The organism is Microbacterium sp. X-17, from assembly GCF_039615055.1.
On the sequence record NZ_JBDHNI010000007.1, the window covers coordinates 42196 to 55744 of the forward strand.

Here is a 13549-nt window from a genome sequence, read left to right on the forward strand (position 1 = left end):
GCGTGCCGGGTGAACATTCGGTGCCTCTAGGCTGAGGGCATGGCCGACTCCTCGAACCCCTTCCTCTCCCCCAGTCCGCTCCCCTACCAGCTCCCGCCGTTCGCCGACATCCGGGACGAGCACTACCGCCCCGCGTTCGAGCAGGGCTTCGCGGAGGAGCTGGCCGAGGTCGAGGCGATCGCGTCCTCCCCCGACGAGCCGACGTTCGAGAACACGATGCTCGCGCTGGAGCGCTCCGGGCAGGTGCTGCAGCGGGTCGCCGAGGTGTTCTTCAACAAGAGCTCGTCGGACAGCACCGACTTCACGAACGCGCTGGAGGAGGAGATCGCTCCCCTGCTCTCCGCCCACCAGGACGCCATCCGCCTGAACCCGGCGCTCTACGCCCGCATCGCGTCGCTGCACGAGCGGCGCCACGACCTTGGGCTCGACGCCGAGGGCGTGTACCTCATCGAGCGCTACTTCACCGAGTTCACCCTCGCCGGCGCCGGGCTCGACGACGAGCAGAAGAAGCGGCTGCGCGAGTACAACCAGCGCCTCTCCACGCTCACGACGCGCTTCGAGAAGAACCTGCTCGCCGACACCAACGAGCTCGCGGTCGTGTTCGACTCGGCCGAGGAGCTGAACGGCCTCGGCGAAGGCGAGCTCTCGGCGGCAGCGGAGGCCGCCCGCGAGCGCGGACTCGACGGGAAGTACGTCGTCACCCTCGTCCTGCCGACCGGCCACCCGTGGCTCGCGAGCCTCACCGACCGCCGCTCCCGCGAGCGGATCATGGCGGCCTCCCGCTCCCGCGGCATCCGCGGCGGCGAGCACGACAACCGCGACCTGGTGCTGGAGATCACGCGGCTGCGCGCCGAGCGCGCCCGCCTGCTCGGCTTCGACACGCACGCCGCCTTCGTCACGGCGGACGAGACGGCGCGGACCCCGCAGGCGGTCGCGGACATGCTCGGTCGGCTCGCGCCTCCCGCCGCCCGCAACGCGCGCGCCGAGCAGGCGGACCTCCAGAAACAGCTCGGCGCCGGTGAGACGGTCGAGAGCTGGGACTGGGCGAAGCTCACCGACACGGTCCGCCAGGCGACCTACGACGTCGACTTCGCGGCGATGCGACCGTACTTCGAGGCGGAGCGCGTGCTGCGCGACGGCGTCTTCTTCGCCGCCACCCGCCTGTACGGCATCACCTTCGAGGAACGGCCCGACCTAGTCGCCTACCACCCGGACGCGCGCGTCTTCGAGGTGCGCAACGAGGACGGCTCCGGGCTCGGCCTGTACCTCCTCGACCTCTATACCCGCGACTCCAAGCGCGGCGGGGCCTGGATGAACCCGCTGATCTCGCAGTCCGAGCTGCTCGGCTACCCGACCGTCGTGGTCAACAACCTCAACGTGCCGAAGCCGGCCGCCGGCGAGCCGACCCTGCTCACCTACGACGAGACCAACACGCTGTTCCACGAGTTCGGCCACGCCCTCCACGGCCTGTTCGCGCACGTCACCTACCCCAAGTTCGCCGGCACCAACGTCTTCCGCGACTTCGTCGAGTTCCCCAGCCAGGTGAACGAGATGTGGATGCTGTGGCCCGAGATCGTCTCGAACTACGCGGTGCACCACGAGACCGGCGAGCGGATGCCGCAGGAGCTCATCGACAAGCTGCACGCCTCCGAGTCGTTCAACGAGGGCTTCGCGACGAGCGAGTACCTCGCCGCCGCCCTGCTCGACCAGGCGTGGCACGCCATCACCGCCGACGACACCGTGACCGACGTCGCCGCGTTCGAGGCGGCGGCCCTCGCGGCGGTCGGCCTCGACAACCCGGCCGTGCCGCCGCGCTACGCGAGCACCTACTTCGCGCACACCTTCTCCGGCGGCTACGACGCGGGGTACTACTCCTACATCTGGAGCGAGGTCCTCGACGCCGACACGGTGGAGTGGTTCAAGGAGAACGGCGGCCTCAGCCGCGAGAACGGCGACCGGTTCCGGGGCCGCCTCCTCGGCGTCGGCGGCTCGAAGGACCCGCTGGAGGCGTACCGCGACTTCCGCGGGCGTGACGCCGTCATCGAGCCGCTGCTGAAGCGCCGCGGCCTCGACGGCTGAGCCGCCGGTCCCGAACTGCACCTAGCCCCCTTCCCGCGTGGCCCTCTAGCCTGAGCGCAACGCGAGAAGGGGGCAGCAGCATGACCTCGACGGCACCGGAACCGGAATTGGCCGCGCCCTCCGTGCGGTCGCTGCTCCTCCTGTCCATCCCCGCGGTCGTCATCGGCGTGGTCAGCGCGCTCACCCTGTGGGCGGTGGACGAGCTGGCCGCGGTCATCGACGACGGCATCTGGACCTCGCTCCCGAAGGCGCTCGGGATCGACCCGTCGTCGGGCTGGTGGATCTTCCTGATCCTCACCGTCACCGGCCTCGCGGTCGGCCTGACGGTCTGGCTCGTCCCCGGCCACGCCGGGCCCGACTCGGCGACGACGGATCTCGTCTCCACGCCGCTGAAGGTCGGGGCCGTTCCCTCGCTCGCCCTCGCGGCGGTGCTCGGGCTGGCCGGCGGCGTAAGCCTCGGGCCGGAGAACCCGATCATCGCGATCAACGTCAGCCTCCTGGTCGCGCTGGTCGGCCGGCTCTGGAAGGCCGTCCCGGCGCGCATCGTCATGCTGATGGCCGCCGCAGGCACGATCGGAGCCCTGTTCGGCACCCCGGTGGCCGCCGCGCTGGTCTTCACGGGCGTCGTCGCGGCGGTGAAGGGTGGCGGCGCGCTGTGGGACAAGCTGTTCCTGCCGCTGGTCTCGGCGGCCGCCGGCTCGTTGACCATGACGCTGCTGGCGCACCCGCACTTCGGGATCCCGATGCCGTCGTACACGCAGGTGACCGGCTGGGATGTGCTGGCCGCGCTGATCATCGGGGTGGTCTCCACCGCGCTGGGGCTGCTCGGCGCCGTGCTGTTCCCGCTGATCCACCGGGCGTTCCATGCGCTGCGGCATCCGCTGCTCGTCACGCTCGCCGGCGGCGTGGTGCTCGGCCTGCTCGGCGCGCTCGGCGGGCCGATCACCCTGTTCAAAGGGCTGGAGCAGATGGGCACGCTCGTCGTGAACCGCGCCGACTACCCGACGGGGCAGCTCGTGCTGATCATCGTGGTCAAACTGGCCGCGCTGCTCGTCGCGGCCAGCGCCGGCTTCCGCGGCGGCCGCGTGTTCCCGGCCGTGTTCATCGGCGCCGCGATCGGGACGCTCGCCGTCGCCCTGGTGCCGGGCATCCCGCTGCCCGTGGCCGTCGCCGCCGGCGTCTTCGGGATCACGCTCGCCGTCACCCGGGACGGCTGGATCGCCATCTTCATCGGCGTCGCCGTCACTCAGAACCTGCTGGTGCTGCCCATCCTGTCGCTCGCCGTGCTCCCGGCGTGGCTGATGGTGACGAAGGCGCCCGAGTTCCTGATCAAGCCGGCGACGCTTACGCCGACTTCTCCTCGCGCCGCGGGCGGTGCGGGACGATAGTCGGAGCCGCGTTCTCCAGCACGGCCTCCCTGGTGACGACAACCCGGGCGACCTCGGAGCTGGACGGCACCTCGAACATGATCGGGCCGAGCACCTCCTCCATGATCGCGCGGAGGCCGCGGGCGCCGGTCTTGCGGAGCACCGCGAGGTCGGCGATGGCCTCCAGGGCCGAGTGCTCGAACTCCAACTGCACGCCGTCGAGCTCGAACATGCGCTGATACTGCCGCACGAGCGCGTTCTTCGGCACGGTCAGGATCTGCATGAGCGCATCCTGGTCGAGCGGGGTCACCGTGGTGACGACCGGGAGGCGGCCGATGAACTCCGGGATGAGGCCGAACTTGTGCAGGTCCTCCGGCAGCACCTCGGAGAAGAGGTTGATGTCGTCGCCCTTGGAGTGCAGCGGGGCGCCGAAGCCGATGCCCTTCTTGCCTGCACGCGAGGAGATGATGTCCTCCAGCCCGGCGAAGGCGCCGGCCACGATGAACAGCACGTTCGTCGTGTCGATCTGGATGAACTCCTGGTGCGGATGCTTGCGGCCGCCCTGCGGCGGGACGGAGGCGACGGTGCCCTCCAGGATCTTCAGCAGCGCCTGCTGCACGCCCTCGCCGGACACGTCGCGCGTGATCGACGGGTTCTCGGCCTTGCGGGCGATCTTGTCGACCTCGTCGATGTAGATGATGCCGGTCTCGGCGCGCTTGACGTCGTAGTCGGCGGCCTGGATGAGCTTGAGCAGGATGTTCTCGACGTCCTCGCCGACGTAGCCGGCCTCCGTCAGAGCGGTGGCGTCGGCGACCGCGAACGGCACGTTGAGCCGGCGCGCGAGCGTCTGGGCCAGGTAGGTCTTGCCGCAGCCGGTCGGGCCGATCAGCAGGATGTTCGACTTGGCGATCTCGACGTCGTCCATGGCGTCGGCGGAGGTGAGGGTCTGCTTGGCCCGCACCCGCTTGTAGTGGTTGTAGACGGCGACGGCCAGGGCGCGCTTCGCCTGCTCCTGGCCGATGACGTACTCCTCGAGGAAGCCGAAGATCTCCTTCGGTTTCGGGAGGTCGAACTCGCCGGAGGCCTCCTCGCCCGCCTCCGCGAGCCGCTCCTCGATGATCTCGTTGCAGAGCTCGACGCACTCGTCGCAGATGTACACGCCAGGACCGGCGATCAGCTGCTGCACCTGCTTCTGGCTCTTGCCACAGAAGGAACACTTGAGCAGATCGGCGCTCTCCCCGATGCGTGCCATCCGTCTCCCCCTCCTTCTTCGGGTCTCTCCGTCGAGCCTAACCCGAGACGGCGACATTGGGGCGCACCGGAGGCGATTCGACACGCGGGGCCCTTATGCCAGGAGCAGACACGCCCAGTCGCGGCACGCGAAACGCCCCCGTCCGGTATGGACGGGGGCGTTCAGCGATGAAGAGCTACTTGACGAGCGCCGGCAGCGTCTTGCGGCTGGTCAGCACCTGGTCGATAAGGCCGTACTCCAGCGCCTCCTCGGCCGAGAGGATCTTGTCGCGGTCGATGTCCTTGTTGACCTGGGCGACCGAGCGGTTGGAGTGCTTCGCGAGCGTCTCCTCCAGCCAGGTGCGCATGCGCATGATCTCGTTCGCCTGGATCTCGATGTCGGACGCCTGCCCCTGGCCGGCCTCGCCGACGGCGGGCTGGTGGATGAGGATGCGCGCGTTCGGCAGCGCCAGGCGCTTGCCCGGGGTGCCGGCGGCGGTCAGCACGGCCGCGGCGGAGGCCGCCTGGCCGAGCACGACGGTCTGGATCTGCGGGCGGATGTACTGCATCGTGTCGTAGATCGCGGTCATGGCCGTGAACGAGCCGCCGGGCGAGTTGATGTACATGACGATGTCGCGGTCCGGGTCCTGGCTTTCGAGCACCAGGAGCTGGGCCATGATGTCGTCCGCCGACGCGTCGTCGACCTGCACGCCGAGGAAGATGATGCGGTCCTCGAAGAGCTTCGCGTACGGGTCCTGGCGCTTGTAGCCGTAGGCCGTGCGCTCCTCGAACGACGGGAGGATGTAGCGGGAGCCCGGCGCCTGGAGGGCCGACCCGCCGAGCATGGGGGTGTTCATAGTGATGTCCTTGTCCTTCCGGCGGGCCGCTACTTGGAGTCCTGGTCGGTGCCGCCGCCGCCCGAAACGTCCAGCGCGGACTCCCGGATGTGGTCGACGAAGCCGTAGTCCAGGGCCTCCTGGGCGCTGAACCAGCGGTCGCGATCGCCGTCGGCGTTGATCTGCTCGGTCGACTTGCCGGTCGCCGCGGCCGTGATCTCGGCCAGGCGCTTCTTCATGTCGAGGATGAGCTGGGCCTGCGTCTGGATGTCGCTGGCCGTGCCGCCGAAGCCTCCGTGCGGCTGGTGCAGCAGCACGCGGGCGTTGGGCGTGATGTACCGCTTGCCCTTGGTGCCGGCCGTCAGCAGCAGCTGACCCATCGAGGCGGCCATGCCGATGCCCACCGTGACGATGTCGTTCGGGACGAACTGCATCGTGTCGTAGATGGCCATGCCCGCGGTGATCGAGCCGCCGGGCGAGTTGATGTAGAGGTAGATGTCGCGCTTGGGGTCTTCTGCGGCGAGGAGCAGCAGCTTCGCGGCGATCTCGTTGGCGTTGTCGTCGCGCACCTCGGAACCGAGCCAGATGATGCGGTCCTTCAGCAGTCTGTCGAAAACACTGGGCTGGATACCCATGTCGGCCATGTTCGCTCCGTTTCCTTTGTCGCTTGGGATCGAATCTATCGGAGCGGGGAACGCTTTTCCGCGCTGTTCGCCCTGGGCAGAGCGGGTGTCGCGGGGCCTGCCGCGGCGCATCAGTCGTCGTCGAGCGCGGCGGCGTAGGCCTCCACCGCCCGGCCGTACTGCGGGAGGTGCCGGACGAGCGCGCGCAGCGACTCCCGGAGCGCGTCGGCCGGGAGGCCGTCGTCGAACAGGGCCAGCGCGGCGAAGGCGTGGGCGGCGTCGGCGAGCGGATGCTCGGGCTCGGCCTCCAGGAGGTCGCGCAGCAGCGCCAGCGCCTCACCGGGCCGGCCGAGGTTGCGGAGCGTGCTCGCGAGCTGCACGATCGCCTGCCCGCGCTCCGGCTCGACCAGGCCGTTCGCGAGCGCCGCCCGGTAGAACGGCTCGGCCTCCGCCTCACGGCCCGCGAAGTCGCGCGCACCTCCCGCCTCGAACAGCGCGACCGGGTCGCCGGAGGGCCGCTCGGCGACGAGCGCGTCGATCGCCGCGACCGTGCCGTCCTCCCCCAGCTCGTCGGTCGTCGCCCACACCGCGTCCACCCGCTGCCGCCAGTCGTCCACGTCGCTCCCTCGTCCGCTGCCGTCACGCTACCGGACAGCACGAAGGCCGGGCATCCCGTGGGACGCCCGGCCTTCGTGTGGAGGGTGTTACTCCGCCTTCTTCTTGGCGGCGCGCTTCTTCGGCTTCTCCTCGGCGGCCGGCTCGTCGGCGGCGGGCTCGTCCGCAGCCGCGTCCTCGTCCTCGTCCCCGGGGAGGGCGACGAACTCGCTGAGGTCGACCTTCTTGCCGTTGGTGTCGACGACCTCGGTCTTGCCGAGGATGATCGCGAGCGCCTTGTTGCGGGCGACCTCGCCGACCATCGACGGGATCTGGCCGTTCTCGCTGAGGATCTTGACGAACTCGTTCGGGTCCATGCCGTACTGGGCGGCGCCCTGGACGAGGTACTGGGTGAGCTCGTCCTGGCTGACCTTGACGTCCTCCGCCTGCGCCACCTCGTCCAGGAGGATCTGCGTGCGGAAGGTCTTCTCGCTGGACTCGGTGACCTCGGCGCGGTGCTCGTCGTCCTCGAGGCGGTTCTCCTGCTCGAGGTGGCGGTGCACCTCGTCCTCGACCAGCGAGGCCGGGACCGGGATCTCGACCAGTTCGAGCAGCTTGTCGACCAGCTGGTCGCGCGCCGCGGTGCCCTGGCCGAACGACTTGGCGCGCTCGACCTGGCCGCGGAGGCTGGTGCGGAGCTCGCCGATGGTGTCGAACTCGCTGGCGATCTGCGCGAAGTCGTCGTCGGCCTCCGGGAGCTCGCGCTCCTTGACGGCGTTGAGGGTGACGGTGATCTGCGCGTTCTCGCCCTCGTGGTCGCCGCCCATGAGCGGGGCCTCGAAGGTGGTGGTCTCGCCGGCGGTCAGCGTGTCGAGCGCCTCGTCGATGCCGTCGATGAGCTCGCCGGAGCCGATCTCGTAGGAGATGTTCGCGGCGGTGTCGACCTCCTCGCCGCCGATGACGGCGGTCAGGTCGATCTGGGCGAAGTCGCCGGACTTGGCCGGGCGGTCGACCGTCACGAGCGTGCCGAAACGGCTGCGCAGACGGTCGAGCTCCTCCTCGACGTCGTCGACGGACACCTCGGCGGCGTCGACGGTGAGGGTGATGTCGCCGAAGTCGGGAAGGGTGACCTCCGGGCGGGTGTCGACCTCGATGGTGAGCAGAAGGTCACCCGAGAAGTCGCTCTCGCTGGGCCACTCGGTGATGTCGGCCTGCGGCCGGCCGAGCGGACGCACGTCGTTCTCCTCGACCGCCTGGCGGTAGAAGGTGTCGAGGCCTTCGTTGACCGCGTGCTCCAGGACGGCGGCCTTGCCGACCCGCTGGTCGATGATGGGCGGCGGCACCTTGCCCTTGCGGAAACCGGGGATGCTCACCTGCTCCGCGATGTGCTCGTAGGCGTGCTTGATGGACGGCTGCAGTTCCTCCGGCGTCACCGAGATGATGAGCTTGGTGCGCGTGGGGCTGAGCTTCTCGACCGTGGTCTTCACGATGTCTGGGTTCTCCTGAATGTTCGAACGATGGTCTACTCGCAAGGAACGAGGTCCTCGTCGGGGCGACAGGATTCGAACCTGCGACCTCCCGCTCCCAAAGCGGGCGCTCTAGCCAAGCTGAGCTACGCCCCGGCTTCAAGCGGTGCGAAAGACCGTGCGCAAGTCTACTGCACGCGGGCATCCCCCCGCGTGTACTACGATGGTCGTCGGCCATCCGCAGCGGACGGCCTTCGGGGATGTAGCTCAATGGTAGAGCCTCAGTCTTCCAAACTGATTACGCGGGTTCGATTCCCGTCATCCCCTCCGAAGAGAAGCTCCGGGTGTTCCTCGGTCTTTGGGACCACCAGACGCGATTTCTCCGTATTCCAACGCAAGAACGCCCCACCCGAAACCGGGTGGGGCGTTCTTGCGCATCCGTCCTCAGGCGTCCGGACTCTTCATCAACACCGCCGTGATATCCCCCACCGGCTTCACGACCTTCTTCCACCCCAGGTCCTGGAGTTCCGTGATCTGGTCGGGCGCCGAGCCGTCGAGGACGATGTAGTGGGACTTGTACTTGTCGGCGAGGGCGACGAGCTGGGGGCCGTCGAGGGCGCCGAACTGGGCAGGGTGGTCGCCGACGCACTGGAGGACACCGCCGAGGTCGGTCAGGCGTTCGTTCCACTGCTTCCAGGCCGTGCCGCCGTAGGGGACGTCCTTGCAGTCGGCCACCACCCCGCGCTCGGTCGCCAGCTTCACCCACGAGCTCATCGGTGGGGCGACGAGCTGTTCGCCGACCGGGACGATCCGCTCGACCGAGCGACCCCACTGGCGGATGTACGCGTCAGGGGTGAACGTGATCGTCAGCGGGCGCGCGATGAGCTGGCCGCCGACCGCGGTCATCAGCACGAACAGTGTGCCGAGGGCGAGCGCTCCGATCCCCGTGATGAACTCTCCGGAGTAGCGGCTGCCCAGGTATCGGGCTCCGAGCACGACGAAGCCGGCGCAGACCAGGATGCCGAGGAGGAACACCGGGTTCTTGGCGTAGACCTGGTACCAGCTCGGGTCGACCAGGAAGAGGCCGAAGCTCACGACCCACACGCCGACGATCAGCGCGTAGCGGCGGCTCCACTCCGGCTTCAGCAGCGGGTAGAGGATGCCCCACACGCCGAACGGCAGCACGAGGGCGGCGAGACGGTAGACGTTGGTGGCCTGCGCGAGTTCGCCGACGACCGGGATCTGGAAGAAGTCGGACAGCATCCCGAGCAGCAGCCCGAGGCCCGGCAGGGCGACCCCGGCCAGCCAGAAGATCCGCTCGCGCCTCGCCACGAAGAAGACCGTGAGCGCCGACAGGGCGATCAGGCCGATGCCGCCGAAGATCTTGGTGACCGCCCAGGTGTGCGCGGCGCAGTGGTACGGGATGACCGTGTTGCAGACCTCGACGAAGTCGGAGAGGTTCGCCGCCACGGGGCGGAGCACGAGTCCGAAGATCACGAAGGCCGCCGTCGCGCCCGCTCCGATCAGCAGCGTCCAGTCCACCCGGCGGTCGCGGATCAGCTCGATCGCCAGCACGACGAGCAGGATGATGAGTACGACGCTGCCCTGCTGCACGTGGACGATGGCGACCACCGGGCCGAGGATCGCGGTCAGCATCCGGCGGGACGTGATCAGCGCGGCCACGAACAGGTACACCAGGAAGCCGCCGGTCACGGCGGGGAGGGCCATCGAGATCATCGGCGAACCGGTGCCGACGATCGACCACGGCGTCTGCGACGCGACGAGCGTGAAGGCCACGCCCGCGATCCAGCGCGTCCGCGGGGTCCAGTGCCGGGCGAGGATGGCGGTCGCGAAGCCGAAGGCGATCAGACCGCCGCACCAGAACAGGAAGTAGGCGATCGAGATGCGCCCGACCAGCGCACCCAGGTACGTGACGATGTCGAAGAACCAGTGCGGCTGCGGCGAGGCCTCCATGAACCAGTCGCCCACGAACGCGTTCGGGTTGGCCCACTGGATGCCCTGGGGCGAGAGCACCTGATGGTCGCCGATGCCGGCGACGTAGCCGAGCAGCGGCGCGCCCCAGTTCACGAGCACGCCCAGGAGGAGGGCGAGCACGAGGGCCATCAGCCAGGTGGAGGACGCGGCCCGTCGAACGAACTCCATCGGCTTGCTTTCGGTCACACTCACACTGCTTCCTGCTGGACGCTCTGAAGGAGCTGACGGCGCTGACGGCGAAGCCGGAACAGTCCGGCCCCCATCTCCCAGACATCCCCGAGACGGACGGTCGACTTCTTCGGCGCATGGTCGGCCGAGAGGGTCACGGGCACTTCGACGACATCGATGCCGAGCAGCTCGGCGATGTAGATCAATTGGGTGGTGAAGAGGAAACCCGGTTCCGAGACCGACGGCGCGACTGCTCGCAGCCAGGCGCCGTCGGCGATGATGGTCCCCTGCGAGTCACCGACCGCCGAGTCCAGGATCGCGGACCGGAGCTGCTTGTAGACGTGCGTCAGCAGGCGGCGGTGCACGGCGCGCGAGATCTCGGACCCGGGGTGCGCTTTCGAGCCGATGACGACGGCCGGGACGGGGTCGAGCTTGGACTCCTCCTCCAGGTCGCCGAAGTCGAACGGCAGGTCGTCCGCGGTCAGGAGGACCCGGTTCCCGTGGCTGGCGGCGATGCCCGCACGCAGGGCGTTGCCCATACCGCGGTCGCTCTGCAGGAGGACGAACTTGACGTGCGGGGTGTCGCGCGCGAGCTCCTGGGCGAGCTCCCAGGTGACGTCGGTCGACCCGTTCTCGACCAGGATCACCTCGTTGTGACCCTCCGTCAGGTGGGCGGTCCAGCGCTCGATAGTGCGGGCGAGGACGAAGGCGCTGTTGTGAATGGGTACGACGACCGAGAGCCGCGGCGCGTGATGCGAGAAGGAAGGGGGCATTCGGTGGAAATCCAGATCGAGGTCAGGGCCGGTCGGAGGGCCACTGAGCCCGGCGTCGAAAACGGGGGCCGAGAAAGAATACTAGAGCCTCACAAACCTTCGCGCGTCAACGGCCCACGCGCGCCGCGCCGTCGCGCGGGTGAAACGAGGGTGAAAAACGGTCGTCCGGTCGGTTGATCAGGAGGGGAGACCCGCTTGGAGAAAGGCCAGCACCGCCAAAACCCGCCGGTGGTCGTCACCGGAGTCCTCCAGTGCAAGCTTCTGGAAGATCGCGGTCACGTTCTTCTCCACGGCACCGACTCCGATCACCAGGCGCGCCGCGATCGCAGCGTTGGTGCGGCCCTCCGCCATCAGCGTCAGCACGTCGCGCTCACGCGGAGTGAGCGCCGCCAGCGGGTCGGTGCGGCGCACCAGCAGTTCGCGCACCACCTCCGGGTCGAGGACGGTGCCGCCAGCCGCGACCCGGGTGACGGCGTCGCGCAGCTCGTCCAGGGATGCGATGCGGTCCTTCAGGAGGTAGCCGGTGCCGCCGCGGCCGCTCGCGAGCAGCTCCTGGGCGTAGGTGCCCTCCACGTACTGGCTGAGCAGGAGAACACCGACCGACGGGAACGTCGAGCGCAGCGTGAGGGCCGCGCGGACGCCCTCGTCGCGGAACGTCGGCGGCATCCGGACGTCCAGCACCGCCACGTCGGGCGTCAGCGACGGGAGGGCGGCGAGCAGGGAGTCCGCGTCGCCGAACGCTCCCACGGTCTCGAAGCCGGCCTCGTCGAAGAGGCGCACCAGGCCTTCGCGGAGGAGGACGGAGTCGTCCGCGACGACGAGGCGGAGGGGGCCGGGATCAGACACCCCTCCACCCTAGAGCCCGACGATTCGTGCCGAATGGCGCGAATACGACGGCGTATTCGGCCATTTGGGCCGAATGTGGCGGGCGACTACGTCAGCGGGAGCCGCGCCCCGATCACCGTCGGGCCGCCCGCAGGGCTGTCCACCACGAGTTCGCCGCGGAGGCCGTGCACCCGCTCGGCCAGCCCGCTCAGCCCGTGTCCCGGCACGATCGTCGCGCCGCCGTGGCCGTTGTCGGTCAGCCACACCGACAGCCACGGGGCGCCCGCGGTGTCGACGGTCCGTTCCAGGACCAGCCGGCCGGCGGTCGCGCCCGAGTGCTTCGCGAGGTTCGCGGACAGCTCCGCCAGCACGTAATAGGCGTTGCGCTCGACCTCCGGGCTGAACCGCTCCCCCGGCTCCAGCGTCGACTCGACCGTCAGCGGGATGGTGCTGCGCGCGGCGAGCGAGTCGACCGCCGCGCCGAGGCCGCGGTCTTGGAGGATCGGCGGGGCGAAGCCGCGGGACAGGGCGCGCAGCTCCTCCAGGGTGTCCCCGGCCTGCTTGCGCGCCTCGCGGAGCAGCGACGCGGCGGCCTCCGGGTCGTCGGACAGCTTGCGCTCGGCGGCGGCGATGTCCATCTGCAGCCGGATGAGCCGCTGCTGCGGGCCGTCGTGGAGGTCGCGCTCCAGGCGGCGCAGCGACCGGTCCTCGGCGGAGACGGCGGCGCCGCGCTGGGAAGACAGGTCCGCGACCTCGCGCTGCAGGGCCTCCGACGGCCAGGCGCCGAGCAGGCCGCGGGCGACGGCGTGGTGCACCAGGGTGAGGGCGCGGGTGACGAAAGGCAGCGTCGCGGCGAACAGGATGCCGGCGATCAGGTAGAGGATGCGGTCCCCGGCGACCGGGTCGAACGTCGAGTGGATGCCGAAGACCGCGTCCGCGACGACCCGGGAGAGGTAGAACTCGCGGTTCCCGTTCGGGATGAAGCCGAGCCAGAGCCAGCCGGTGAGGCCGCCCAGGGCGACGGAGGTCCAGGCGATCGTGATGCTCCAACTGATAACGCTGACGATCGGGTTGATGATCATCCCGTGCAGCAGGTACAGCCAGTAGTGGCCGTTCGCCCACGGACCGAAGAGGATGCGCCAGAACGTGCGCGGCTTGTCGGCGGGCTCCCACACCGGGCGCGGGATGGCCGGCCTCCCCGCCCAGTCCAGGCGGGTCAGCTCGACGACGCCGAACGCGCGCGCCGTGTAGAAGGTGGCGACGACGATGAAGAAGCCGACGTAGATGACGATGGTGCCGAGGCCGGTCCAGAACAGCGACGCCAGCACCGAGAGGCCGATGATCGCGATGGGCATGGTCAGCAGCAGGAAGCCGAGCTCGCGCGGGACCCCGCGCCACAACGACCCGTACGACGTACGGGAGACGGCGCGCGGGGCGGCGGAGGGTGCGGTCACGGCATCCAGACTGGCAGACGCGGCGACCGGGCCGGGGATGTCGCCCGCGGGCAGCGGGACGGTGCTCTGTTCGTTCATGCCTCCAGCCTCGCGAAACGGCTGGCGCGGCCCCATCCCGCGACCCTCCCGAAACGTGCGG

The 13549-nt window shown here is 69.5% G+C and carries 11 protein-coding genes and 2 tRNA genes; 3 read left to right on the forward strand and 10 right to left on the reverse strand.

Annotation, left to right across the window (positions count from 1 at the left end; all coding sequences use genetic code 11):
- The first annotated feature begins 39 nt into the window (after positions 1–39).
- On the forward strand, positions 40–2079 hold the full coding sequence (locus ABCS02_RS29160; protein ID WP_345839224.1) for a M3 family metallopeptidase: 2040 nt from the start codon (positions 40–42) through the stop codon (positions 2077–2079).
- 80 nt (positions 2080–2159) lie between these two features.
- Entirely contained in the window at positions 2160–3467 is a 1308-nt protein-coding gene (locus ABCS02_RS29165) for an ion channel protein (RefSeq protein WP_345839225.1), read from the forward strand.
- Here the strand turns inward: ABCS02_RS29165 and clpX are convergent.
- The 6 genes from clpX to ABCS02_RS29195 form a co-directional block, all read right to left on the reverse strand.
- A complete protein-coding gene (clpX, locus tag ABCS02_RS29170) occupies positions 3424–4698 on the reverse strand; it encodes an ATP-dependent Clp protease ATP-binding subunit ClpX (protein WP_345839226.1) in 1275 nt (424 codons plus the stop codon). The genes ABCS02_RS29165 and clpX overlap by 44 nt on opposite strands.
- 175 nt (positions 4699–4873) lie before the next feature.
- Positions 4874–5533: an ATP-dependent Clp protease proteolytic subunit gene (locus ABCS02_RS29175; RefSeq protein ID WP_345839227.1), complete on the reverse strand. Its 660-nt coding sequence runs from the start codon at positions 5531–5533 to the stop codon at positions 4874–4876.
- Positions 5534–5562: 29 nt separating this feature from the next.
- Positions 5563–6156: an ATP-dependent Clp protease proteolytic subunit gene (locus ABCS02_RS29180; RefSeq protein WP_345839228.1), complete on the reverse strand. Its 594-nt coding sequence runs from the start codon at positions 6154–6156 to the stop codon at positions 5563–5565.
- A 110-nt stretch (positions 6157–6266) separates the two neighbouring features.
- On the reverse strand, positions 6267–6752 hold the full coding sequence (locus ABCS02_RS29185; RefSeq protein ID WP_345839229.1) for a tetratricopeptide repeat protein: 486 nt from the start codon (positions 6750–6752) through the stop codon (positions 6267–6269).
- Between the two features lie 87 nt (positions 6753–6839).
- Complete coding sequence (gene tig, locus ABCS02_RS29190; RefSeq protein WP_345839230.1) at positions 6840–8216, reverse strand: trigger factor; 1377 nt, start codon at positions 8214–8216, stop codon at positions 6840–6842.
- A gap of 60 nt (positions 8217–8276) precedes the next feature.
- Positions 8277–8351: transfer RNA gene (locus ABCS02_RS29195), tRNA-Pro, on the reverse strand.
- Positions 8352–8451: 100 nt separating this feature from the next.
- On the opposite strand from ABCS02_RS29195, the gene ABCS02_RS29200 reads away from it, so the two are divergent.
- A tRNA-Gly gene (locus ABCS02_RS29200) sits at positions 8452–8522 on the forward strand.
- A gap of 117 nt (positions 8523–8639) precedes the next feature.
- On the opposite strand, the gene ABCS02_RS29205 is transcribed toward ABCS02_RS29200, so the two are convergent.
- From ABCS02_RS29205 to ABCS02_RS29220, 4 genes are all read right to left on the reverse strand, one after another.
- Positions 8640–10376: a DUF6798 domain-containing protein gene (locus tag ABCS02_RS29205; RefSeq protein ID WP_345839231.1), complete on the reverse strand. Its 1737-nt coding sequence runs from the start codon at positions 10374–10376 to the stop codon at positions 8640–8642.
- Between the two features lie 2 nt (positions 10377–10378).
- Positions 10379–11131 carry a glycosyltransferase family 2 protein gene (locus tag ABCS02_RS29210; protein WP_345839232.1) on the reverse strand — a complete coding sequence of 251 codons (753 nt, stop codon included), beginning with the start codon at positions 11129–11131 and terminating at the stop codon, positions 10379–10381.
- Positions 11132–11308: 177 nt separating this feature from the next.
- On the reverse strand, positions 11309–11977 hold the full coding sequence (locus ABCS02_RS29215; RefSeq protein ID WP_345839233.1) for a response regulator transcription factor: 669 nt from the start codon (positions 11975–11977) through the stop codon (positions 11309–11311).
- 86 nt (positions 11978–12063) lie between these two features.
- Complete coding sequence (locus tag ABCS02_RS29220) at positions 12064–13488, reverse strand: sensor domain-containing protein (RefSeq protein WP_345839234.1); 1425 nt, start codon at positions 13486–13488, stop codon at positions 12064–12066.
- Between the last annotated feature and the right edge of the window lie 61 nt (positions 13489–13549).